Source organism: Devosia geojensis (assembly GCF_000969415.1).
Lineage (GTDB): Bacteria > Pseudomonadota > Alphaproteobacteria > Rhizobiales > Devosiaceae > Devosia > Devosia geojensis.
Genome location: NZ_JZEX01000185.1, coordinates 64,726 through 88,389 on the forward strand (window position 1 = coordinate 64,726; position 23,664 = coordinate 88,389).

Annotated in this window: 25 protein-coding genes; 13 read left to right on the plus strand and 12 right to left on the minus strand. The window is 67.5% G+C overall.

The features are described 5' to 3' along the window. Positions 1-4: 4 nt before the first annotated feature. The 9 genes from VE25_RS20265 to mutM all read right to left on the minus strand — a co-directional run bounded on the left by VE25_RS20265 (position 5) and on the right by mutM (position 10,757). Entirely contained in the window at positions 5-640 is a 636-nt protein-coding gene (locus VE25_RS20265; protein WP_046110486.1) for a peroxiredoxin, read from the minus strand. Between the two features lie 169 nt (positions 641-809). After that, complete coding sequence (locus VE25_RS20270) at positions 810-1,313, minus strand: CreA family protein (RefSeq protein WP_046110487.1); 504 nt, start codon at positions 1,311-1,313, stop codon at positions 810-812. Between the two features lie 83 nt (positions 1,314-1,396). Beyond that, a complete protein-coding gene (gene gyrB, locus VE25_RS20275) occupies positions 1,397-3,850 on the minus strand; it encodes a DNA topoisomerase (ATP-hydrolyzing) subunit B (protein WP_046110488.1) in 2,454 nt (817 codons plus the stop codon). Between the two features lie 110 nt (positions 3,851-3,960). Beyond that, positions 3,961-5,085, minus strand: coding sequence for a DNA replication/repair protein RecF (gene recF / locus VE25_RS20280; RefSeq protein WP_046110489.1), 1,125 nt, complete (start codon positions 5,083-5,085; stop codon positions 3,961-3,963). Positions 5,086-5,424: 339 nt separating this feature from the next. Further along, positions 5,425-6,546, minus strand: coding sequence for a DNA polymerase III subunit beta (gene dnaN, locus VE25_RS20285; RefSeq protein WP_046110490.1), 1,122 nt, complete (start codon positions 6,544-6,546; stop codon positions 5,425-5,427). 131 nt (positions 6,547-6,677) lie between these two features. Continuing rightward, entirely contained in the window at positions 6,678-7,067 is a 390-nt protein-coding gene (tolA, locus tag VE25_RS20290; protein ID WP_046110491.1) for a cell envelope integrity protein TolA, read from the minus strand. A gap of 24 nt (positions 7,068-7,091) precedes the next feature. Further along, complete coding sequence (gene dnaA / locus VE25_RS20295) at positions 7,092-8,534, minus strand: chromosomal replication initiator protein DnaA (protein ID WP_046110492.1); 1,443 nt, start codon at positions 8,532-8,534, stop codon at positions 7,092-7,094. Between the two features lie 916 nt (positions 8,535-9,450). Further along, entirely contained in the window at positions 9,451-9,717 is a 267-nt protein-coding gene (gene rpsT, locus VE25_RS20300; RefSeq protein WP_046110493.1) for a 30S ribosomal protein S20, read from the minus strand. Between the two features lie 134 nt (positions 9,718-9,851). Further along, positions 9,852-10,757 (minus strand): bifunctional DNA-formamidopyrimidine glycosylase/DNA-(apurinic or apyrimidinic site) lyase, encoded by a 906-nt coding sequence (gene mutM / locus VE25_RS20305; protein ID WP_046110494.1) that lies wholly within the window; start codon positions 10,755-10,757, stop codon positions 9,852-9,854. 111 nt (positions 10,758-10,868) lie between these two features. On the opposite strand from mutM, the gene ubiE reads away from it, so the two are divergent. The 6 genes from ubiE (at position 10,869) to moeB (ending at position 15,759) form a co-directional block, all read left to right on the plus strand. Beyond that, positions 10,869-11,633: a bifunctional demethylmenaquinone methyltransferase/2-methoxy-6-polyprenyl-1,4-benzoquinol methylase UbiE gene (gene ubiE / locus VE25_RS20310; protein WP_046110495.1), complete on the plus strand. Its 765-nt coding sequence runs from the start codon at positions 10,869-10,871 to the stop codon at positions 11,631-11,633. Continuing rightward, the gene (ubiB, locus tag VE25_RS20315) at positions 11,630-13,168 is read left to right on the plus strand and encodes a 2-polyprenylphenol 6-hydroxylase (protein WP_439328921.1); all 1,539 of its coding nucleotides are present in this window, start codon (positions 11,630-11,632) and stop codon (positions 13,166-13,168) included. Before ubiE ends, ubiB begins: the two co-directional genes overlap by 4 nt. An 81-nt stretch (positions 13,169-13,249) precedes the next feature. Then, positions 13,250-13,858 carry a hypothetical protein gene (locus VE25_RS20320; RefSeq protein WP_046110497.1) on the plus strand — a complete coding sequence of 203 codons (609 nt, stop codon included), beginning with the start codon at positions 13,250-13,252 and terminating at the stop codon, positions 13,856-13,858. Continuing rightward, positions 13,858-14,328, plus strand: coding sequence for a dUTP diphosphatase (gene dut / locus VE25_RS20325; RefSeq protein WP_046110498.1), 471 nt, complete (start codon positions 13,858-13,860; stop codon positions 14,326-14,328). The genes VE25_RS20320 and dut overlap by 1 nt, the downstream gene beginning before the upstream one ends. After that, positions 14,273-15,022, plus strand: a complete 750-nt coding sequence (locus tag VE25_RS20330) for a DUF2259 domain-containing protein (protein ID WP_046110499.1) — start codon at positions 14,273-14,275, stop codon at positions 15,020-15,022. Before dut ends, VE25_RS20330 begins: the two co-directional genes overlap by 56 nt. Then, the gene (gene moeB, locus VE25_RS20335; RefSeq protein ID WP_046110500.1) at positions 15,022-15,759 is read left to right on the plus strand and encodes a molybdopterin-synthase adenylyltransferase MoeB; all 738 of its coding nucleotides are present in this window, start codon (positions 15,022-15,024) and stop codon (positions 15,757-15,759) included. The genes VE25_RS20330 and moeB overlap by 1 nt, the downstream gene beginning before the upstream one ends. Positions 15,760-15,986: 227 nt before the next feature. Here the strand turns inward: moeB and fabB are convergent, their stop codons facing one another. Further along, entirely contained in the window at positions 15,987-17,210 is a 1,224-nt protein-coding gene (gene fabB, locus VE25_RS20340; protein WP_046110501.1) for a beta-ketoacyl-ACP synthase I, read from the minus strand. A gap of 40 nt (positions 17,211-17,250) precedes the next feature. Then, complete coding sequence (gene fabA / locus VE25_RS20345) at positions 17,251-17,757, minus strand: 3-hydroxyacyl-[acyl-carrier-protein] dehydratase FabA (RefSeq protein ID WP_046110502.1); 507 nt, start codon at positions 17,755-17,757, stop codon at positions 17,251-17,253. Between the two features lie 165 nt (positions 17,758-17,922). Here fabA and irrA point away from each other — a divergent pair, with 165 nt between their 5' ends. The 6 genes from irrA to VE25_RS20375 all read left to right on the plus strand — a co-directional run bounded on the left by irrA (position 17,923) and on the right by VE25_RS20375 (position 21,885). Then, positions 17,923-18,369 carry an iron response transcriptional regulator IrrA gene (gene irrA, locus VE25_RS20350; protein WP_046110503.1) on the plus strand — a complete coding sequence of 149 codons (447 nt, stop codon included), beginning with the start codon at positions 17,923-17,925 and terminating at the stop codon, positions 18,367-18,369. Positions 18,370-18,527: 158 nt separating this feature from the next. Then, positions 18,528-19,361: an arylamine N-acetyltransferase family protein gene (locus VE25_RS20355; RefSeq protein ID WP_046110504.1), complete on the plus strand. Its 834-nt coding sequence runs from the start codon at positions 18,528-18,530 to the stop codon at positions 19,359-19,361. Between the two features lies 1 nt (position 19,362). After that, positions 19,363-19,971, plus strand: coding sequence for a YdeI/OmpD-associated family protein (locus VE25_RS20360; RefSeq protein WP_046110505.1), 609 nt, complete (start codon positions 19,363-19,365; stop codon positions 19,969-19,971). Then, positions 19,968-20,504 (plus strand): DUF1697 domain-containing protein, encoded by a 537-nt coding sequence (locus tag VE25_RS22090; RefSeq protein WP_052732116.1) that lies wholly within the window; start codon positions 19,968-19,970, stop codon positions 20,502-20,504. The genes VE25_RS20360 and VE25_RS22090 overlap by 4 nt, the downstream gene beginning before the upstream one ends. After that, positions 20,501-21,397, plus strand: a complete 897-nt coding sequence (locus VE25_RS20370; RefSeq protein WP_046110506.1) for a ribokinase — start codon at positions 20,501-20,503, stop codon at positions 21,395-21,397. The genes VE25_RS22090 and VE25_RS20370 overlap by 4 nt, the downstream gene beginning before the upstream one ends. A 131-nt stretch (positions 21,398-21,528) precedes the next feature. Continuing rightward, positions 21,529-21,885, plus strand: a complete 357-nt coding sequence (locus VE25_RS20375; RefSeq protein ID WP_046110507.1) for an iron chaperone — start codon at positions 21,529-21,531, stop codon at positions 21,883-21,885. 194 nt (positions 21,886-22,079) lie between these two features. Here VE25_RS20375 and infC read toward each other — a convergent pair whose 3' ends face one another. Beyond that, positions 22,080-22,616: a translation initiation factor IF-3 gene (gene infC / locus VE25_RS20380; RefSeq protein WP_201776124.1), complete on the minus strand. Its 537-nt coding sequence runs from the start codon at positions 22,614-22,616 to the stop codon at positions 22,080-22,082. A gap of 186 nt (positions 22,617-22,802) precedes the next feature. Between infC and VE25_RS20385 the strand changes: the two genes are divergently transcribed. Next, positions 22,803-23,576, plus strand: a complete 774-nt coding sequence (locus VE25_RS20385; RefSeq protein WP_046110509.1) for an alpha/beta hydrolase — start codon at positions 22,803-22,805, stop codon at positions 23,574-23,576. Positions 23,577-23,664: the final 88 nt, after the last annotated feature.

Here is a 23,664-nt window from a genome sequence, read left to right on the forward strand (position 1 = left end):
GTGATCAGCCCTGGGGCTGGGGAACAACCCGCAGATAGGGTTTGAGTTCCTTCCAGCCGCCGGGGAATTTCTCGCGCGCCGCTTCGTTGGAGACCGCCGGCACGATGATCACGTCCTCGCCGTTCTTCCAGTTCACCGGGGTGGCCACCTGGTGCTTGGCGGTCAGCTGCAGGCTGTCGATGACGCGCAGGACCTCGTCGAAATTGCGGCCGGTCGAGGCCGGGTACTCGATCTTCAGTTTGACCTTCTTGTCCGGCCCGATGACGAAGACCGAGCGCACCGTCAGGTTGTCGCTGGCGTTCGGGTGGATCATGTCGTAGAGCGTAGCGACCTTCTTGTCGTGGTCGGCGAGCAGGGGAAAGTTGAGCGTTGCGCCCTGCGTCTCGGCGATGTCGGCGGCCCAGCCGGCATGATCCTCGAGCTTGTCGACGGAAAGGCCGAGGACCTTGACGCCGCGCTTGTCGAACTCGGGCTTCAGCTTGGCGGTGTAGCCGAGCTCGGTGGTGCAGACGGGCGTGAAGTTCTTGGGATGCGAGAAGAGCACCGCCCAGGAGCCGTCGATGTAGTCGTGGAAATGGATCGGCCCTTCGGTCGAATCCACGGTGAAGTCTGGGGCGATGTCGCCGATCAGGATTGCCATGATGTGTCCCTCACTCTCTTTGTCGGGAGTGCCTTGATGTTGCTCCATCATATCGTTCGGCCGACGACTGAATGAAGCGGCAGAAAGCGGAATGTTTTTGTGCCCGCAACCGGTTCGGCGCGAGATGGTTCCACCGACCGCAATGGTCGCGAACACGGACGAGAACCGGCTATTGCGCGGCCTGCGGCGCGCCCTCGCGCCAGGTGACGTCCGCGTTGGCGAGGGGGATCACCGAGAGGGACATCTTGCCCGAGCCCTGCTGGAGCTCGCGCGCATGGGCGAGATAGACTAGGGCGTTGTTCTGCGCATCGTAGATGCGCGAGACGCGCAGGCTCTTCCAGACGATCGAGCGCCCTTCGCGGAAGATCTCCTCGCCGCCCGCCCGGGTCGAGATGTCGCCGATGACGATGGGGCCTGCGGCCGAGCAGTCGAGAGCCGAATAGGACGGGTCCTCGAACCAGTTGCCCTGCTGCAGCCGGTCGATCAGCGAGCGCGAGAAATAGGCGACATGGCAGACGACGCCCTCGACCTGCGGATCCGCCACCGCCTCGACCACCACGTCGTTGCCGGTCCAGTCGACCGACACGCTGCCCACCTCGCGCGGATCCGAACAGGCCGCGAGCAGCGCCAGAAGCGCTGCGGGCAGGATGAACTTGGCGAAGCGGTGAACCATTGCCGGCGTCTCCATTTGTCGAGCGACAATCAGATGCGCATCCCAAAGCCGCCCTGCAAGGGCATGGCCGAAGACCTGTGCCCCTAGACGTCGAGGTTGGAGACGCTCAGCGCGTTGTCCTGGATGAAGTCGCGGCGTGGTTCGACGAGGTCGCCCATGAGGGCGGTGAAGATCTGGTCGGCCTCGTCGGTCTCCTTGATCTCGACCTTGAGGAGCGTGCGCGCATTGGGGTCGAGGGTCGTCTCCCAGAGCTGCTCGGGGTTCATTTCACCCAGGCCCTTGTAGCGCTGGAGCGAAATGCCCTTGCGCCCGGCGTCGGTCACCGCCTTGAAGAGGGAGACGGGGCCGTGGATCGGCGTCGTCTCGCCCTTGCGGGTCAGCGTTGGCACGCCGCCATAGAGCTCGTCGAGCCGGCCGGCGAGCTGGCGCAGCTTGCGCGCGTCGGCGCTTTGCAGCAGGGCCTGGTCGATGGCGTGGGTTTCGGTGACGCCGCGCACGGTGCGCGAGAACGCGATGCCGTCCTCGTCGGTCGGCGCGCCCGTCCAGCCGCGTTCGAGTTCGTCCGAGATGCGATCGAGCCGGTTGGAAACGCGCCGGATCGCCTCGGGCGAACGGGCCGGATCGGCGAGCGCCTCGGGGTCGAGGCCGCCGACGATGGCCGCCTGCTCGACGAGGCTGCGGTTGTAGCGTGTGTGCAGGTTGAGCAGCGCGTTCTGGATGTCGCGCGCCTGGTTGACGATCTGGCGCAGATCCTCGCCGGCATGGGCGGCGCCGTCGCGGGTGGTGAACACCGCCTCCTCGAGCCCGGCATTGACCAGGTAATCCTCCAGCGCCCGCTCGTCCTTCAGGTACTGCTCGGAGCGGCCGCGCGTGGCTTTGTAGAGCGGCGGCTGGGCGATGTAGATGTGGCCGCGCTCGATGAGCGCAGGGGTCTGCCGGTAAAAGAAGGTCAAGAGGAGCGTGCGGATATGGGCGCCGTCGACGTCGGCGTCCGTCATGATGATGATCTTGTGGTACCGCAGCTTATCGGCGTCGAACTCCTCGCGCCCGATGCCGGTGCCGAGCGCGGTGATCAGCGTGCCGACCTGGTCCGAGGAGATCATGCGGTCGAAGCGGGCGCGTTCGACGTTGAGGATCTTGCCGCGCAGCGGCAGCACGGCTTGCGTCGCGCGGTCGCGGCCTTGCTTGGCCGATCCGCCGGCCGAATCGCCCTCGACGATGAAGATCTCGGACTTGGCGGGATCGCGCTCCTGGCAGTCGGCGAGCTTGCCGGGGAGCGACGAGATCTCGAGCGCGCCCTTGCGGCGGGTCAGCTCGCGAGCCTTGCGCGCCGCCTCGCGGGCGGCGGCGGCCTCGGCCACCTTGCCGACGATGGTGCGCGATTCGTTGGGGTGCTCCTCGAACCACTGGCCGAGCTTGTCGTTGACGACGTTCTCGACCACCGGGCGCACCTCGGAGGAGACGAGCTTGTCCTTGGTCTGGCTGGAGAACTTGGGATCGGGGACCTTGACCGAGAGCACGCAGGTCAGCCCCTCGCGCGTGTCGTCGCCGGTCAGCTGCACCTTTTCCTTCTTGGCGATGCCCGAGGCCTCGGCATAGCCGGTGACCTGGCGCGTCAGCGCCGCGCGCAGGCCCGCAAGGTGCGTGCCGCCGTCGCGCTGCGGGATGTTGTTGGTGAAGCAGAGGACGTTCTCGTGGTAGCTGTCGTTCCACTGCAGCGCCACCTCGACGGTGATGCCGTCCCGCTCGTGCGAAAAGGCGATGGGCTTTTCGATGAGCGGCGCCTTGGCCTTGTCGAGATAGGCGACGAACGCCTCGAGCCCACCCTCGTAGAAGAGCTCGACCTCGACCGGCTCGGGATGGCGCCGGTCGGCGAGGAGGATACGCACGCCCGAATTCAGGAACGCCAGTTCGCGCAGCCGGTGCTCGAGCGTCTTGAAGTCGAACTCCACCATGGTGAAGGTTTCCGAGCTCGGCAGGAAGGTGATCTCGCTGCCGCTGCGCCCTTCATAGGAGCCCGGCTTGGGATCGGGCTTGTAGGATCCGGTCACCTTCAGCGGCGCATCGGCATCGCCGTGGGTGAAGCTCATCTCGTGGATCTGGCCGCCGCTGCGGATCTTGAGCTTCAGCCATGTGGAGAGCGCGTTGACGACCGAGACGCCCACCCCGTGCAGCCCCCCGGAGACCTTGTAGGAATTCTGGTCGAACTTACCGCCGGCGTGCAGCTGGGTCATGATGACCTCGGCGGCGGACACGCCTTCTTCCTTGTGGATGCCGGTGGGAATGCCGCGCCCGTTATCGATGACCGTCACCGAGCCTTCGGCATTGAGGATGACCGTCACCAGGTCGGCGTGGCCGGCAAGCGCCTCGTCGATGGCGTTGTCGACCACCTCGTAGACCATGTGGTGCAGGCCCGAACCGTCATCGGTATCCCCGATATACATGCCGGGACGCTTGCGCACGGCATCGAGGCCCTTGAGGACCTTGATGGAATCGGCGCCGTATTCGTTTGGGCTCGGGAAATCTGTATCGGTCATTCGTTTCGAATCAGGGATTTAGCCGGTTGGTCCGTTGTAACGGATCGGGGGGTTATCCCCAAGCAAAATGGCCGTTTGAGGCCGGTTTGCAGGGGACAAGCGGCGGGGTTTCAGGGCTCGGGCAGCAGGCGTCCGTCCCTGACCGTCACCCGTTGCGCCCGGCCCTCGAGGGCGGCGAACAGCATCGGGTCCGTGCCGGTCAGGAAACACTGGGTGCCGAGCGCGTCGAGGGCGGAAAACAGGGCCCTGCGGCGATCGGGATCGAGATGGGCGGCGACCTCGTCGAGCAGCAGGAACGGGGCGATGCCGGCGCGCTGGCGGACGAGTCGTGCATGGGCGAGGACGAGGCCGATAAGGAGTGCCTTCTGCTCGCCGGTCGACCCCAGGGCCGCCGGCACGCCCTTCTGGGCGTAGGTGACGTCGAGATCGACGCGGTGTGGTCCATATATGGTGCGTCCGGCGGCCCGATCAAGCCCGCGCGAGGCCGCCCAGAGGGCCTTGAGCTCGGCTTCGAGGGCCGTCGAGGCGAGGGGTTCGGGCCGATCCTCGAACAGCGGCGTCAGCGAGAGATGGGCGGCCGGAAAGCTCGTATCCTCGAGGCTTTGCGCGATCAGCGCCTGCAGGTGCGAAAGGCTGTCGGTGCGCGAGAGATGGACGGCGGCGGCGTATTCGGCCAGCTGCGTCTCGGTCGCATCGAGCCAGCGCGAATCGCCCCCCTCCTCCAGCAGCTTGTTGCGGGCGCGCATGGCCTTCTCGTAGTCGGCGACGGCCGCCGAGTGGCTGGGGATGAGGGTGGTCACCAGCCGGTCGAGAAAGCGCCGCCGCTCGCTTGCCGGGCCCGCGAACAGCCCGTCCATCGACGGCGTCAGCCAGAGGACGCGCAGGTATTCGCTCATCGCCTCGACCGAGCGGGCATTGGCCCCGTTGATCCGCACCCGCCGCGCCCCGTCGCCGGGCGCGCCGCCCGTGCCGATGTCGACAGGCCCGTCCCCCGTCTCGATCGTCGCGGCGACCGCCCAGGAGACGTCGCTGCCCTGGGCCTGCACCGTCTCGAAACTGGCGCGGCGAAGACCCCGGCCGGGCGCGAGCAGCGAGATGGCCTCGAGCAGGTTCGTCTTGCCCGCCCCGTTGGGACCGGTCAGCACCAGGTGGCGCTGATCGAGGTCGAGCGCGGCCGAGACGTAGTTGCGGAAAGCTGTGAGGCGCAGGCGCGAGATGTGGCGGGAGGGGGTCACTTCAGCAGAGCCTCCCCTGTCGCGGCTTACCCCCCTCCCAGCCTCCCCCGCAAGGGGGGAGGTGTAGTCCGGTTCTTCTGGCAGAATCGTGCCACAACCACTGAGCGGCACCTCCCCCCTTGCGGCGGAGGCCGGGAGGGGGGTGGGACTTGGCGAGGTGCGATGAGGAGCCCTGCGGGGAAGGCCCCCTCACCCGGCGCTTCGCGCCGACCTGTCCCCCCAGGGAGAGGTGTAGGGCGCACGGGCGGCGGGACGGCACCACCTCTCCCTCTGGAGGAGAGGTCGGCCCGTTCGGGCCGGGTGAGGGGGCCTTGTGCCAGTTCAAGGAGGAGCGCGTCCTCACACCCGCATCGGCATCAGCACGTAGAGCGCCCTGGCCTCGCCCGCTTCCTTGACGAGGGTCGGGGAGCCCGCGTCGTTGAAGAGGAAGACGGCGCTTTCCGAGCGGATCTGGGCGATGATGTCGAGGAGGTACCGGGCGTTGAAGCCGATCTCGAAGCCATCGGTCTCGAAGGCGACCGCCAGCTCCTCGCTTGCCGTGCCGTGGTCGGGGTTGGTGACCGAAAGCTCGAGCTGCCCGTCGCGGGCCGAGAGCTTGACCGCCTTGCCGCCGCGGTCCGAGGCGATGGTCGAGACGCGATCGACGGCGGTGGCGAAGGTCGCCCGGTCGACGGTCATCTCCTTGTCGTTGTTCTTGGGCGTCACCCGCTCGTAATCGGGGAAGGTGCCCTCGATGAGCTTGGAGAGGAGCACGACGGTGCCCAGCTTGAAGCGGATCTTGGTATCCGAGACCTCGACGGCGACGTCCCCTTCGGCTCCATCGAGGAGCTTCTGCACCTCGCCGACGGTTTTCTTGGGAACGATGATGCCGGGCATGCCGGACGACCCTTCCGGCGCGCCCGCCTCGGCGCGGGCCATGCGGTGCCCGTCGGTTGCGACGGCACGCAGCACCATGCCCGTCTGGCTGTTCTCGACGGTGTGGAAATAGATGCCGTTGAGGTAGTAGCGCGTCTCCTCGGTCGAGATGGCGAACTGGGTGCGCTCGATGAGCTCGCGCAGCGCCTCGGCGGGGATGGAGAAGGTGTGGCCGAAGCTGCCGGACTTGAGGTCGGGGAAGCTGTCGGGCGACAGGCATGCGAGGTGGAAGCGCGAGCGCCCGGAGGTCAGGAGCATCTGCTCGCCGCCCTCGGTCTCGAGCTTGACTTCCGCCCCGTCGGCGAGCTTGCGCACGATCTCGTAGAGGGTGTGGGCCGGCACCGTGGTGGTGCCGGGGGTCGCGACCATCGCCGGCACGCTTTCGGTGACCTCGATGTCGAGGTCGGTGGCGCGCAGCTCGAGCCGGTCCTCGCTCGCCTTGATGAGCACGTTGGCAAGGATCGGGTAGGTGTTGCGGCGCTCGACGACGCGGTGGACATGGCCCAGCGACTTCAACAGGTGGTTGCGTTCGAGCGTGACTTTCATATCGGCATTTTCCTCGGCACTACACGGCTGCGCGGGCAGCCCGCCCCCGGGCCCGCCGGGGCTTGGACGTTTACAGTTTCATAACGGATTAGCAAGGCCGCAACGCCGCTTTGGCGGCCCCTAGCTGTGGATCAGCTCTGAAAATTCACCGTGATGGAGAAGCGCTCGCCTGCACGCGCGCCCAGCGCATCGAGGCCCTCGAACGGGGCGCAGCGCTTTACGGCGCGCACGGCACTGGCCGCCAGCGGCGCGAGCTTGTCCGTGGCCTTGCCGGCAAGCGGCGTGACCGCCGGCTCGCCGTCGAGTTCGCCGCTGCCGAGGAATGCGACGGTGACCTCGATGGCCCGGCCCTCAAAGCCCGCCGGCAGCGACCAGCAGGCGGTGAGCTGCCGGCGCACGCTCGCCGCTATCGCGCCGCGGTCGGCCTGGCTGGCGGGGGGCGGGGGAACCGGCGCCTGGCTGAAAGCCGGCGCCACGGCAAGCAGCACACCCGCGATGCCGCCGATGCGCCGCCGCTTCATGACGATGCTCTCACGCCTGGCCGACTACTCTTCGAGCATCCTCTTCAAGAGCTCGATCTCCTGGCAGAGCTCGCCGTCGTCGCGCATCATCTGCTCGACCTTCCTGACCGAATGGAGCACGGTCGTATGGTCGCGCCCGCCGAAGCGGCGGCCGATCTCGGGCAGCGAGCGGCTGGTCAGCGCCTTGGCCAGGTACATGGCGATCTGGCGCGGGCGCACCACGTCGCGCGAGCGGCGCGAGGACAGCAGCTCATTGCGCGGCACCTTGTAGTGGCGCGAGACGATGCGCAGGATATCCTCGATCCGCACGCGCCGCGTCTCGCGCGCGCGGATGAGGTCGCCCAGCGTCTTTTCGGCCAGCGGCACGGTGATCAGCTCGCCGGTCAGCTGGTTGGCGGCGACGAGCCGGTTGACGGCCCCGTCGAGGTCACGCCCGTGGCTGACGACCGCGCGCGAGATGTAGTCGATGACCGGCGCCGGGAAGTGGACGGAAAAGCGGCTGGTCGCCTGGTCGGCGCGGCGCTGGACGATGGCGCGGCGCAATTCAAAGTCGAAGGTGGTGATCGGCACGACGAGGCCGCCCGACAGGCGCGAGCGCACCCGCTCGTCGAGCATTTCGAGGTCGCGCGGGGGAGAATCGGCGGCGACCACGACCTGCTTGGCGCCGGTCAAGAGCGTGCCCAGCGTATGGCCGAACTCGGTCGCCGACTTGCCCTGCAGGAACTGCATGTCGTCGATGAGGAGGAGGTCCACCCGCCGCAGCCACTCCTTGAAGGCGATGGCCGACTGGCGCTGCACGGCGGTGATGAAATGGTACATGAAGTGGTCGGCGGTGAGATAAACGACGTTGCGCGTCGCGTCCGCCGAGATCGCCGCATGGGCGATGGCGTTCAAGAGGTGCGATTTGCCGAGGCCCACGGTCGAATGCAGGTACACCGGATTGAAGGTGACGGTGCCGCTGGTCACCGCGCTCGCCACCTGCCGGGCAACACCGAGCGCAATCTCGTTGGGACCGCCGGCCACGAACGTCTCGAAGGTCATGCGCGGGTCGATGGCGCTGCCCGAAAGGGCATCGCCTTTCTGCGCGCTGGTGTCGCGGATGAGGCGGGGCGCGGCGGCGACGGGCTGGGCCGGAGCGGCCTCGGCCTCGCGGCTCGGCTGCGCCTCGGGCGCCGGAGCGAGCTTGACCCGGGCCTGGCCGTTGATGCGCAGCGTGATCTGCAGCCGCCCGATCTCGGCCGCGTCCTGGCGGAAGGCCTCGAGGATGCGGTCCGAATAGTTGGACTGCACCCAGGAGCAGAGGAAGCGCGTGGGCGCGGAAAGGTGCACGAGGTCGCCGACGATCTCCTCGAGCTCGAGCCGGGCGAACCAGCTGGTGAAGACGTCCTCGCCGACCGCCGCCTTGATCCGCGCTCGCACGCGCGCCCAGAGCTCGCGCCCGCCCGCCTCCGACAGGTCTGCGCTCATTCTGGATGGCTCGGCGGGCGGCTCGCCGCACGCGGATTGCCCGGATAAGTCCTGCTTGCCCCTCGAGAGACCGGCCTCATTCCACTCACCCCTTCCGGCTGCCGCCTGCTGGCTCATCGATTTCATGCCTCGTTGTGCGCGCACTCCAGGCCGCCGCCCGGAGCGCAAATTGCCTCTTGGCGGCCCGCCTTCTGGCGCGCCGCAGTTCCCGACCGAAAAGCAGGGACAAACGTCCAACCTCGCAAGACCTGACGGCTTGCGTCCGCTCTTCAAATCCGTCCTTGAACCTGGCCGAACGGCCAGAGACGATATCATGCCGCGATCGGCAAAAAGTCTTTCCTCTCCCACCATGAATATAGTGGTCGACGAATACACTTGGCTGACTCAAAAACGAATGAGGCGACCCGCCTCATCGACCCCTGAAATAGCCCCGATACCTAACTTTACTCAAATTGCAGGCTCTCAAGGCCCGCTCTACTTGAGCTGACGGAAGGCATTTTAGTGTGGGGTTTTGGGGGCCGCAACACGTGAATCGCTGAAAATGGGGCTTGACTCTTCATCCAAAAATCGGGGCCCGATAACCACTCCCCGCCCCCCATGGGCAAGGGGTTGTGACTCAAGGCAGATTCAAGGGTTCACGGCGTCAAACAGGGTTAAAAAAATTATTCTTGGGACCCTTGGCGGCCGGCGGACAACCCCTGCGGCGCGGTGTCTCACCCCCCGGTCAGCGCCTTGATCCGCCAAGACAAAATCGCACGAACCGGCCCGCCGGAGGGCTGTTAAAAAAACGTTACGCGAATGTCACGCGTCCTCAAGGCGGGAAAAAGCTTTGCGTGGCGGACCAAAGAAAAAGGGCCCCGCTGGAGCCCTTCATACGCGTTCCGCATCGCTGCGGACCCGTTTCGTCCCGGCCGACTCAGACGGCCAGGGCCTTCACCCGGCCGTTGAGGCGCGAGACCTTGCGGGCGGCGGTGTTGGCGTGGACGATGCCCTTGCCGGCAGCGCGCACGATTTCCGGCTCGGCGGCGCGCAGCGCCTCGAGGGCGACCTTGTGGTCGCCGGCGGCGATGGCTTCCTCGACCTTGCGGATGTAGGTGCGCATGCGCGAGCGGCGCGACTTGTTGACCGCGGTGCGCGCTTCGATCTTGCGGGTGGCCTTCTTGGCGGAAGGAGTATTGGCCATCTGGTGTCCTCTGGACGCGGTACGTCCGGCAATCAGGCGCCCTGCGAGGCGCGACAGACGGCCGGTATGAAAATGAAAGCGGCGGCACACCTGCCGCCAAGTCGCGGGGTCTATAGCGCCATGCTCCCGCCCCGTCAACTGGAATCCGGGCGCTTGCCGGCGGCGGGCTTCTGGCAGACCGGGCAATAGAAGGTCGACCGGCCCGACTGGATGATGCGCCTGACCACTCCCGCGCAGCCCGGCGTCAGGCAGGGTTCGCCCTCGCGATCATAGACCGAAAAGCTATGCTGGAAATAGCCGAGCTCCCCGTCGGCGGCGCGGAAATCCTTGAGCGTCGAGCCGCCGGCGGCGATCGCCTCGACGAGGACCGTGCGGATGTCGGCGACGAGATCCTCGAGCGGCCCCCTGGGGCGGCCGTCGGCCGCGACGAGATCGCCGGCGGCGACCGTCGGCAGGATATGGGCGCGGTAGAGCGCCTCGCACACATAGATATTGCCGAGCCCGGCGACGATCCGCTGGTCGAGGAGTGCGGCCTTGACCGGCGCCTTGCGGCCGGCGAAGCGCGTGGCGAGATAGGGCGCGTCGAAGGCGTTGGAGAGCGGCTCGGGCCCGAGGCCGGCAAGATAAGGGCTTTGCGCGGCATCTTCAAAATAGTCAACGAAGCCGAAGCGGCGGGGATCGGCATAGACGAGATCGAACGCGCCATGCTGGGGATGGACGAGCGACCAGACCATGTGGTCATGCCCGCCGGGAACCGGATGATAGCGCGTCGGCTCGGCGAGGCCGAGGCGGGTGAAGCGATAGGAGCCGGTCATGCCGAGGTGGCTCAGCACCGTGCCGCCCCCGGAAAGGGAGAACAGCAGATATTTGGCGCGCCGGCCGACGTCGGTGACGGTCCGCCCTTCCAGCGCCGTCTTCAGCCCCGGTGGGAAGGCGAAGCGCAGGTCGGCGCGATTGAGGGTCACGGCGGCGATGCGCGCACCGGCGAGGTAGGGGGCAAGCCCCCGGCGCACCGTCTCGACCTCGGGCAGTTCCGGCATGTCGACAAACCCTTCACCCTGCGCGGCTTTGTGCCATGGAAAAGCATCGGCTCTATCGCTATGGTGCGCGCCGACCGAACGAATAGAGACGGCCGCGGCCGGAATCTCAAGATGACCCAAAGCCCCGAGACCACGCATTTCGGCGACAGAACCGTCGCTATCGAGGACAAGCAAGGGCTTGTCAACGCGGTCTTCCACCAGGTGGCGGGCCGTTACGACCTGATGAACGACCTGATGAGCTTCGGGGTCCACCGGCTCTGGAAGGACGCGATGGTGGCCGAGCTCGCCCCCCCCAAGGGCGGCACCCGCCCCTATCGCGTGCTCGACATGGCCGGCGGCACCGGGGACGTCGCCGAGCGCATCGTCAACGCGTCGGTCGGCTACGCCGAGGCGGTCGTCTGCGACATCAACGCGGACATGCTGCGGGTGGGCGAAGAGCGGGCGAAGTCCTGGCGCTTTCCCGCGCAGGTCTCCTTCGTCGAAGCCAATGCCGAGGACCTGCCCTTTGCCGACGCCTCGTTCGACGCCTACACCATCGCCTTCGGCATCAGGAACGTGCCGCGCATCGCCAGGGCGCTCGCCGAGGCCCACCGGGTGCTGAAGCGCGGCGGACGGCTGCTGGTGCTCGAATTCTCGGCCGTCGACGTGCCGGGGTTCGATGCGGTCTACCGGAGCTTCTCGGACCGGGTGATCCCCCCCATGGGGCGCCTGGTGACGGGCGACGCGCAGCCCTACCAGTACCTTGTCGAATCGATCCGCAAGTTCCCGACGCCCGAGGCGTTCAGCGCCATGATCGGCGAGGCCGGGTTCCGGCGCGTCGTCCATACGCCGCTGACCGGCAACATCGCTGCGCTGCACAGCGCCTGGAAGATCTGAGCGTGAGCCTTGCCGCCTATTTCCGCCTCGCCCGCGCCGGATACGTGCTGGCGCGCGAGGGGGCGTTTTCCATTCCCGATCCGCAGATCCTGCCGGCCTCCGCCCGGCTCGCCATCCGCATCGCAAGGCTCATCGAGCGCCCGTCGGTCAAGCGCACCGGCCGCGTCGAGCGGCTGACCCGGGCGCTCAACCGCCTTGGCCCGACCTACGTCAAGTTCGGCCAGACGCTCGCCACCCGCCCCGACATCGTCGGGGCCGAGATCGCCGCGGACCTTGCGGCGCTGCAGGACCGGATGGACCCGTTCGAGCCCGAGCTGGTTCCCGCGATCCTCGCCGAGGCGCTTGGCGAGAAGGCAGCCGACCTCATCGACATCACCCCGCCGATCGCGGCCGCCTCGATCGCCCAGGTGCACGCGGCCCGCCTCAAGGGGCGCGGCAAGGTGGCGGTCAAGCTGTTGCGGCCGGGCGTCACCGAGCGCTTCCGCGCCGATCTCGAAAGCTACTATACCGCCGCCGCCTTCATCGAGCGGTTCATGCCCGCCATGCGCCGGCTGCGGCCGATGGACGTTGTGCGCACCCTCGACCATTCGGCCCGGCTCGAGCTCGACCTGCGGCTCGAGGCCGCCTCGATCTCCGAGTTCGCCGGCAATATCGAGGAGGACGAGGGCTTCGCGATTCCCGCCGTCAGCTGGGACCACACCGGCCAGAACGTCCTGACGACGACTTGGATCGACGGCATCCCCATCCGCGACCATGCCGCGCTCGACGCGGCCGGCATCGACAGGAAGGCCCTGGCGCGCAAGCTGCTGCAGGCGTTCCTGCGCCACGCCATCCGCGACGGCTTCTTCCACGCCGACATGCATCCGGGCAACCTCTTCGCCGATCCCAGGACCGGCGACGTGATGGCGGTCGATTTCGGCATCATGGGCCGCATCGGGCGGGCCGAACGGCGGTTCCTCGCCGACATCCTTTACGGCTTCATCACCCGCGACTACCGGATGGTGGCCCAGCGGCACTTCGACATCGGCTACGTGCCGCCCAACCAGTCGGTCGACGACTTCGCGCTCGCCATCCGCTCGATCGGCGAGCCGCTGCACGGGCGCACGGCCAGCGACATCTCGATGGCGCGGGTGCTGGGCCAGCTCTTCGCCATCACCGAACTCTTCGACATGCAGACCCGGCCCGAGCTGGTGCTCCTGCAGAAATCCATGGTGCTGGTCGAGGGCGTGTCGCGCGCGCTCGACCCCGACCTCGACATCTGGACCGTCGCCGAGCCGGTGGTCGGCGACTGGGTGCGGCGGGAGGCCGGACCGCTCGGCCGCCTCGAGGACCTGCGCGACAGCCTGCGGGTCTTTGCCGACGCCGCCCGGCGCATGCCGGCGATCGTCGCCGAGGCCGAGGCGGTGCTTAAGGACGAGAAGGCGCGGCGGGCCGAGCCGCGGCTCATCCGCCCCTGGATGAAGGTGACCCTCGCCTGGCTCGCGCTCATCGCGCTGCTGCTCGCCATCTGGCGCCTCGCCTTCTTCTTTGCCTGATCGCGGTTGCCGTGGCCGGGACGAGCCAATAGATTGCCCAGCCGACGCGGCCGGGCCGCCCAAACGGAGACGCCAAGCATCATGACCATCGCCATGCCCGGCTGGGCGCGCATCGCGCTGACCGCCGCCCTCGCCCTCGGCCTTGCCGGCTGCATCGACGCCAAGGTCGACATCGAGGTGCTGAGCCAGACGACGGCGCGCGCGACGCTCACCCAGGACATGGGCGCGGACTTCTACGCCATGGTCAAGATGAGCGCCGAGGAGGCTGACCAGGCCGACGGGGACCTCTTCTGCGACGAAGGCCGGCTGACCGAGAACGCCGACGGCAGCGCGACCTGCGTCATCACCGAGGAAGGGCCGTTCGCCGACCTCAACCTCGGCTCCGAGGAGGACCCGGGCGTCACCTTCACCCGCGCCGGGCCGGGGCTCGTGCGCGTGGCGCTCGACACCAGCGAGATGGCGGCCGAGCTCGGCGCGGAGGAGCAGATGGACGAGGAGACCAGGCAAATGATGCAGGCGTTCTTTTCCGGCCACGCCATCACGCTGCGCATCGGCGGGGGCGTCATCACCGAGACCAACATGGAGAAGGCCGAAGACGGCGCGGCCGAAATGGTCATCCCGTTCCTCGACATGATCAACGGCACGCTCGATATGCCCGACGAGCTCTATGCGGTGGTGCGGGTGCGCTGATGGCGGGCGAACCCGTCGCCATCCGGTTCTCCTGGTTCGAGCACGGCCGGGGCCTCGCGCCGCCGCAGCCGCAGACCGCGTCGGCCGCCGGCGTCGATCTTGCCGCGGCGCTCCCCGAAGGGCAGGACCTGCTGCTGGCGCCGGGCAAGCGGGCGCTCGTGCCCTGCGGCTTTGCCATGGCGCTGCCCGCCGGCTACGAGGCGCAGGTGCGCCCGCGCTCGGGGCTGGCGGCCAAATACGGGGTGACGGTGCTCAATTCCCCTGGCACGATCGACGCGGACTATCGCGGCGAGGTCAAGGTCATCCTCGTCAATCTGGGCGAGGAGCCGTTCGTCATCGCGCGCGGCGACCGCGTCGCGCAGATGGTGGTGGCGCCGGTCGCACCGGTACGGTTCGAAGAGGAGGATGCGCTCGATGAAACGGCTCGCGGAACAGGCGGCTTCGGCTCTACGGGCCATCGCGCCGGCTAGCGTCTTGTGTGCGGGGCTCGCCGGCCCCGCGTTCGCAGGGGACCGCGCGCTCCTCGACGTCATCGGCTATTCGCCCGACGGGCGCTGGTTCGCCTTCGAGGAGTTCGGCATCCAGGACGGTTCCGGCTTTCCCTACGCCACCATCTACGTCCTCGACGTGCGCGACGACGGCTGGGCGCCGCGGACGCCCGTGCGCGTGCGGCTCGACGAGGAGACGGCCGATCTGGCCGAGGCGCGTGCGGACGTGCGCGACGAGGCCGACGACGTGCTGGACGATCTCGATATCGATACGCCCGCCGACATCTGGGCCCTCCTCGGCGACGGCGAGATGGACAGCCAAGCCAAGACCCTGGAATTCGGCCGGCCGGGATACGAGCCCGGCGCGGTGCTCGACGGCTGGACGCTCGAGCTCGATACCTTCGAGGCGCAGGCCGCAGAGCCTTGCGCAGACTGGTTCGGGCAGGCTCCGCTCGGCTATGCGTTGACCCTTTCCGGTCCCGGCGGCGCGCGGCTCATCCATCGCGACGAGCGCATCCCGCGCTCGCGCGGCTGCCCCTTCGACTATCGCCTCCATGCCGTCGTCGCTCCGTTTGGCGCGACCGGCCTCGACGCGGCCGTCGCCATTCTTTCGGTCTATCCGGGCGGCTTCGAGGGGCCGGACCGGCGATTCCTCGCGGTGCCGCTGGGCAACTGATGGCCTTCTCGCCGCAGGAAAGCCGCCGCTATGCGCGCCATCTGGTGCTGAAGGGTTTTGGAGGGTCCGGCCAGCAGGCCCTGAAGGCCGCGCGGGTGCTGGTCGTCGGCGCCGGCGGGCTCGGCAGCCCCGCGATCGCCTATCTTGCCGGCGCGGGCGTCGGCACCCTCGGCATCGTGGACAACGACACGGTTTCGCTCTCCAACCTGCAGCGGCAGGTGATCCACAGGACGGATGCGGTCGGCGCGGGGAAGGCGGAAAGCGCGGCGGCCTTCGCCTCGGCGCTCAACCCGCACGTGCAGGTCGTCGTCCATGACATCCGGGTCGATGCGGCGAACGCGGCGGACATCATTTCCGCCTACGACCTCGTGCTCGACGGCACCGACAACCTCGCCACCCGCCGTATCGTGGCGACTGCCTGCGAGGCGGCCGGCATTCCCCTCGTTTCGGGAGCCGTCTCGATGTTCGACGGGCAGGTCACGGTCTTCGCCCCCCACCTCACGCGCGCCGACGGCACCCCGGCCCCGCGCTTTGCCGACCTCTATCCGCCCGAGGCGGACGATGCGGACCTGCCGAGCTGCGAGGCGACCGGCATCCTCGGCCCCCTCGTCGGCGTCATCGGCTCGATGATGGCGATGGAAGCCGTCAAGCTCATCGCCGGCATCGGCGAACCGCTGATCGGGCGGATCGCGGTCTATGACGGGAAAACCGGGCGGGTGAGCGAGATCGGGTTTTGAGGAGCTGGGGGTTCAACTCGCTCCGCTGTCATCCCGGCGAAAGCCGGGACCCAGTAAACAGCGCGCGTGCGGCTCTCGCCGTGCTCTCTCAAACAGAGATTCCCGTCGCGTGTGGGAATGACCGGTGGTTGTGATGGGAGCAGCGCGAGAACCGTTTGGCCAGTGTGTACTGGGTCCCGGCTTTCGCCGGGATGACACCGGTGGATGGGGCGGCAACTTTGCCGCCCTCACGCGTCCGGGTGCTTGAACACCAGCGCCGCGTTGGTGCCCCCGAACCCGAAGGAGTTGGAGAGCACCACCCCGAGGTCGACGTTGTCGCGCCGCTCCAGAAGGATCGGCATGTCGGCGAAGGCCGGATCGAGGTTTTCGATATGGGCGCTCCGGGCGATGAAGCGCTCGCGCATCATCAGGATCGAATAGATCGATTCGTGGACGCCCGTGGCCCCCTGCGAGTGCCCGGTCAGGGCCTTGGTCGCCGAGATCGGCGGACACTTGTCCTCGTTGCCGAAGACGGCGCGGATCGCCTCGATCTCTTTTAGATCCCCGACCGGGGTCGAGGTCGCGTGCGGGTTGATGTAGTCGACCGGCGCCTTGACGTTCTCCAATGCCATGCGCATGCAGCGCTCGGCGCCTTCGCCCGAGGGCGCGACCATGTCGACCCCGTCGGAGGTCGCGCCGTAGCCGACGATCTCGGCCCAGATCTTTGCCCCGCGCGCCTTGGCGTGCTCCAGCTCCTCGAGCACCAGCACCCCGGCGCCCCCGGAGATGACGAAGCCGTCGCGGTCCGCGTCATAGGGTCGCGAGGCCGTCGAGGGCGTCTCGTTGAAGTGGGTGGAGAGCGCGCCCATCGCATCGAAGAGGTTGGAGAGCGTCCAGTCGAGGTCCTCGTGGCCGCCGGCGAAGACGATGTCCTGCTTGCCGAGCTGGATCTGCTCGTAGCCGTTGCCGATGCAGTGCTTGGAGGTCGCGCAGGCCGCCGTGATCGTATAGTTGACGCCCTTGATGCCGAAGGACGTGGCGAGCGTCGCCGAAGCGGTCGAGCCCATGGCCTTGGGCACGGCCAGCGGCCCGATGCGCTTGGGGCCCTTCTCGCGGGTGACGTCCGCCGCCTCGACGATGGTGCGGGTCGAGGCGCCGCCCGAGCCCATGACGATGCCGGTGCGGGTGCTGGAGATATCCTTGCCCTCGAGCCCGGCATCGGCGATTGCCTGCTGCATGGCCAGGTAATTCCAGGCCGCGCCCTTGCCCATGAAGCGCGTCACGCGCCGGTCGAGCACCTCGAAGGGATCGAGGTTGATGGCGCCGTGCACCTGGCAGCGGAAGTTGAGGTCCGCATAGTCCTGGGCGAAGGCGATGCCGGATCTGGCGGCCTTGAGGCTCTCGATCACCTCGGCCACGTTGTTGCCGATCGAGGATATGATCCCGATACCGGTTACGACGACTCGTCTCATCTTGGCCTCGCCCTAAATCCTGCTCCTCCGATATCGGTACTCATTCGACGGGAATGAGGCCGACCCTGAGATTTTCGGCGACATAGATGACTTCCCCGTCCGCCTTGACCGTGCCCGTGGCAATGCCGAAGGGCAGGGGTGAACGCATGTGGCGCTTGATGTCGATGCGATATTCCAAAAGCTTCTTGTCGATGGTCGCCTGGCCGGTGAACTTGATCTCGCCGCCCAATGCGCGTCCGCGGCCGTGCGAACCCGACCAGCCGAGGAAGAACCCGGTCATCTGCCAGAGGGCGTCGAGCCCCAGGCACCCGGGCATGACGGGGTCGCCGATGAAATGGCACGAGAAGAACCAGAGGCCGGGATGCAGGTCGAGCTCGGCCGTGACATACCCCTTGCCGTAGGCGCCGCCCTCCGCCTCGATATGGGTGATGCGGTCGAACATGAGCATCGGCGGAGCCGGCAGCCGCGCGTCTAGCTGGCCCGGCAGCTCCCCGCGCCCGTGTGCCAGGAGTTCCTCGTAGCTGAACTGGTGCTGGCGCTCGGCCATCCATTGCCCCTCGATTAACCAATCGGGGTTCTGATAGAGGCGCGCGGCATGGGGGTCAATAGCGCCCAAAGGCGCATCTGGGGGCCTGCCGCTTGTGCGGTGCCCGGCCTGTCGCTATAAGAACCCACAGGATTTCCGGCCCTTTTCCCGGTTGCAAAGGACCCAATGGCAGACCGCATCGAGATCGCAAAACCCCTCCCCTCGCGCAAGCCGTGCCTGACGGCCGTGCTACGAATGGCAGGGCTGCGCCCCACGCGGCAGCGCATCGCGCTGGCCGAATTGCTGTTCGGCGGCCCGCACCGGCACGTTTCGGCCGAGGAGCTGCATGGCGAGGCGCTCGCGGCCAAGGTCAACGTGTCGCTCGCCACCATCTACAACACGCTCCACCAGTTCCATGAGGCGGGGCTCCTGCGCGAGGTGCCGGTCGATGCGTCGCGCTCCTACTTCGACACCGACACCTCCGACCATCATCACTTTTACGTGGAAGACGAGCAGCGCATGATCGATATCCCCGCCACCTCGGTGGTGTTCGACAGTCTGCCGCAGCCGCCCAAGGGCATGGCCGTCACCCATGTGGACGTGGTCATCCGCGTGCGCAAGCACCAGGCCTGAGGCCCCGGCGCAACCCATCGCCCGTCGAGGCATTGGAGGCCTGGGGCGTTTCCCCCGATTTTCAAAACAGACGCCGCCGGCTGCCCGCCGACGCGCCGTGACAAACGCGCCCGGCCTCACCATAGTGGCGCGGTCCGAAACAGCGGCAAGGATGCTTCATGAGCGATAACGTCAACCTCAACGCCTACTTCGAGCGCATAGGCTTTTCCGGCTCGATCGCGCCGAGTCTTGCCACCCTCGAAGCCCTGCACGCCCTGCACCCGGCCGCCATTCCTTTCGAGAACCTCAATCCGCTGCTGGGGCTGCCCGTCGCGCTCGACCAGAAGAGCCTTGAAAAGAAGATGCTCGCCGAAAAGCGCGGCGGCTACTGCTTCGAGCACAATCTGATGTTCATGCGCGTGCTGGCCGATCTGGACTACAAGGTCAGGAGCCTCGGTGCGCGCGTCATGTGGAACCATCCCGCGGACGCGGTGCGTCCCGTCTCCCACATGCTCATCGCCATCGACATCTCCGGCCAGACCTACATCGCCGATGTCGGCTTCGGCAGCCTCACGCTCACCGCACCCCTGCGGCTGCGCGACGGGGCCGAGCAGGCAACGCCGCACGAGACCTTCCGTCTCCTCGACAGCGACGGCACCTGGCGCCTCGAGGCGCGGCTCGGCGAGGACTGGCGCCTCCTTTACACCTTCACCCTCGATGACTTCGGCGAGGCCGACTACCGGCCGATCAACACCGCGCTCTCGAGCGATCCCAGTTCCCAGTTCCGCACCGGCCTCGGCGCCGCCATTTCCCCCAAGGGCGAGCGGCACACCCTGGCGGGCACGCGGCTTTCGACCTATCGCGACGGCGCGCTCATCGAGCGGCGCGACCTCATGGACGTCGGCGAGCTCAAGGAGGTGCTGACGACCACCTTCGGCATCACGCTTCCCGCCTCCGATGCGCTCGATCCGGCGCTCGAGGGGATCGTCGCCGCCGGACGGGCGCAGGCCTGAGATGGCGCCGGTCGTGCCCGATCCCGACCGGATCATGAGCTTTGCGGACGCCGCCGCCTTCGAGGAGTGGCTTGCAAGGAACCACGACACGGCCCCCGAGATCTGGCTCAAGGCCTACAAGAAAGGCTCGGGCGTACCCTCGGTCACCATCGCCGAGGCGCTCGACGTCGTCCTCTGCTGGGGCTGGATCGACGGGATCAGGAAGAGCCTCGACGACAAGGCGTTCCTGCAGCGCTACAGCCCCAGGGGCCGCAAGAGCATCTGGAGCCAGATCAACCGCGACCATATCGCGCGGCTGACGGCGGCAGGGCGCATGCAGCCGTCGGGCCTCGCCCAGGTCGAGGCGGCCAGGGCCGACGGGCGCTGGGACGCCGCCTATGCGCCGACCTCGAAGATGGAAATGCCCGCCGATCTCGTCGCGGCGATCGAGGCCGACCCCAGGGCGCTCGCCACCTACCGCACGCTCAACCGGCAGAACCAGTTCGCCCTCGCCTTCCGCCTCGTCAACCTCAAGACCGCCGCCGGGCGCGAAAAGAGGATCAAGGCCTTCGTCGAGATGCTCTCGCGCGGCGAGACGATTTACCCGCAAAAGGAAAAGGCCGGCGAATGAGCCTCCATGTCGCATTCCTGCGCGGAATCAATCTCGGCAAGCGGCAGATGAAGATGGCCGACTTGAAGGCGTGCCTCGAAGACATGGGCCTTGCAGCCGTCAAGACGATCCTTGCCAGCGGCAATGCGCGCTTCGAGGCCGAGGACGCCAAGGATCTCAAGGCGCGCCTGGAGGCGGCGCTGGAGAAGCGCTTCGACTTTGCCGTCGGCGTGGTACTGAGGAGCGCGGTCGAGATCGAGGCGATGCTCGCCGCCAATCCCTTCGCCGGCGTCGACCCCGCCGCCGACGTCAAGCGCTACATCCTGATGTTCGACCGGGACCTGCCGGCGGGCGTCAAGCTCGAGGGCGTGCCCGGCGACTTCGACGTCGTGCGCATCGACAGGCGCGACATCTACTTCCTCGCGCACCGCCTGCCCAACGGGCGCTACGGCGAAGGCCTTGACAGGATCGGCAAACCGCTCGACGAGCAGGTCGGCAAGGGTCGCGTCGAGACCATGCGCAACTGGAACACCATCGAAAAGGCGCTCAAGTGATCACTGTCTTCGGCTCCACCAACCTCGACCAGGTCGGCACCGTCTCGCGCCTGCCCAAGCCCGGCGAGACCGTGGCCGGCGGCACCTTCTCCATGGCGGCCGGCGGCAAGGGGGCGAACCAGGCGCTCGCCGCGCGCCGGGCGGGCGCCGATGTGCGGCACGTCTCGGCGGTCGGCGCCGATGCCTTCGCCGAGCCGGCCCTGGCTTTCCTCAAGGCCGACGGGGTCGATCTTTCGGGCATGCAGACCGCCGACACCGCGACCGGCATCGCCATGATCTTCGTCGACAGGGATGGCGAGAACGTCATCGCGGTGCTGCCGGGCGCCAACGGCACGATCACCCCGGCCGACGCGGAAGCGGCGGTCGCGGCGATGGGGCCGGGCGACATCCTGATGCTGCAGCAGGAAATTCCGCAGGCGGCGACCGAGCGGGCGCTCGACGCCGCGAGGGCTCGCGGCATCACGGCCATCCTCAACACCGCCCCCTTCCTCGAAACGACCGCAGGAATCGCCGGCAAGGCCGCGATCCTCGTCGCCAACGAGACCGAGTTCGCATTGCTTACCGAGCGCGGCACCGAAGAACTCGATGCCGCCATGCAGGATTGGTCGAAAGCCCACGGGCAGACGGTGATCGTCACCCTCGGCCCCGACGGGGCCAAGGCCGCGACGCCCGAGGGCCTCATCCACGTGCCGGCGATGAAGGTGACGCCCGTCGACACCGTCGGCGCCGGCGACACCTTCTGCGGCTACCTCGCCGCCGGCCTCGACGCGGGCCTTCCCCTCGAAGCCGCCATGCGCCGCGCCGCAGTCGCGGCGAGCCTCGCCTGCCTCAAACCCGGCGCGCAGCCGGCCATTCCGAGGGGGGGCGAAGTGGAAAAGGCGCAGGCGACCTGATAGCGCAACACGCCGAAGGCAAACCTTGTAGTGGTTGGGGTGGAATTCGGACCGGCGGCTGTTGGATGGACCGCTGGAATTGCAGACATTGCTCCGCTTGCGCGAGTACGTCCGATTGCAGATGATGACGCATGACCGCGTTTGCCGACCATGATGCCTACATCGCTGCGGCGCCGGAAGCGCTCCGGCCGCTGCTGTCGCACGTGCGCTCCCGGCTTGCGCAAACGCTTCCCGACGCGGAGGAGATCATCCAGTATGACATGCCGGGGTTCGGTTCCGCAGGCTTGGTCATCGCAGGCTATGCGGCCTTCAGCAAACAATGCGGTCTCTACGTCAGCAAAGGCGCGATCAGCGCATATTCGGACGACATTGCCGCAGCCGGGCTCAAGGCGTCGAAGACTGGTGTCACGTTTTCACCGAGCAAGCCCATTCCTGACGAGCTCATCGCTGCACTCGCCCTTGCTTCGCGAAAGGAGCGAGGCGTGTGAATGGCCGATGCCGCGGTCTACGCCGGTATGGCGTGCAGTCCTAGCGACCTTCGGGATGCCGGGCCGACAGAACTAGGCCCTTGAAGAACATCGCCCATCTGAGGGCGCGATTGGAACTGCTGGCTGGCTGAGAAGCTGAAACGAAAAAGCGGGCCTCGAGGCCCGCTTTCTCATTTCCAACGCTGCCGTCGGCCTCACTTGGGCGCCAGCACCATCACCATCTGGCGGCCTTCCGAGCGCGGCTGGCTCTCGACCTTGGCGATCGCGTCCATCTGCTCCTTGACCTTGACGAGGAGCTGCATGCCGAGGTCCTGGTGGGCCATCTCGCGGCCGCGGAAGCGCATGGTGACCTTGACCCGGTCGCCTTCGCCCAGGAACCTCTGCACCGCCTTCATCTTGGTGTCGTAGTCGTGCGTGTCGATGTTCGGCCGCAGCTGGATTTCCTTGACCTCGATCACCTTCTGGCGCTTGCGCGCCTCGGCAGCCTTCTTCTGGGCGGCGTATTTGAAGCGCCCCAGATCGAGGAGCTTGGCGACCGGCGGATTGGAGTTCGGGGCGATCAGGACGAGATCGAGGCCGGCCTCCTGGGCCATGCCGATTGCCTCGCGCGTGCGCACGATGCCGTGATTCTCGCCTTCGGCATCGATAAGCTGAACTTCGGGGGCGGAGATGTCCTCGTTGGCGGGCGGCCCTTCCTTCTGGGGCGCGATGGGTCTCATGGGACGACGAATGGCAAACGATCCTTCTGCTGATGCGCGGATTGGGTGAAACCGGCCATAAAATCGTGTCCCGACCGGCATAAGTCAACAGGCAAACGGGCAACATCGCTCGCGCGTTGCATGTGCCGCCGCCAAGGTTGCGCTTTGGCCGCGAACCGGCCATGAGGCATGCCGGATGGAAGACGAAAGGACTGGACCATGGCGGCAAGCGAGCGCGGCGACCTGACGGTCGGCGAAGGCGAGGCGGCGCGGCGGATCGCGCTCGAGCGGCGGACGGGCAACGGGCCGGGCCTCTTCTGGCTCGCGGGCTTCAAATCCGACATGACCGGCTCCAAGGCGCTGACCCTCGATCGGTACGGGGCCGAGCACGGCCTTGCCGTCACCCGCTTCGACTATTCCGGCCACGGCGCCTCGGGCGGCGATTTCGAGAAGGGCACCATCACCCGCTGGCTGGAGGAAGCGCGGGCGGTGTTCGAGATGACGCAGGGCGAGCAGATCGTCGTCGGCTCGTCGATGGGCGGCTGGATCGCCCTGCTGCTCGCCCGCGCGCTCCTCAAGGACGGCAAGCGCCGGCTCAAGGGGCTGATCCTCATCGCCCCCGCCGTCGACATGACCGAGGAGCTGATGAAGAAGGGCTTTTCGCCCGCGCAGATGAAGGCGCTCGAGGCCCAGGGCTATGTCGACCGGCCCAGCCAGTATTCCGAAGCGCCCTATCGCATCACCCGCGCCCTCCTCGATGACGGCCGCAACCACCTGATGCTCGGCGGCGTCATCGAGACGGGCTGCCCCGTCGTCATCCTCCAGGGCGGGCGGGATCCGGACGTGCCGCAGGCGCACGCCATCCGGCTCACCACCCATCTTCTGCACGATCCCGTGACGCTCACCCTCATTCCCGACGGCGACCATCGCCTAAGCCGCGAGGAGGACCTGAAACGCCTCACCGACGCGATCACCCACCTCATCGAGGAGTGAACGGGCACGATCGGCCTCCCTCCCCCTTGAGGGGAGGGATTGAGGGTGGGGGTGGTTCGGCGAACGCTGATGGACCCCCACCCCCGAC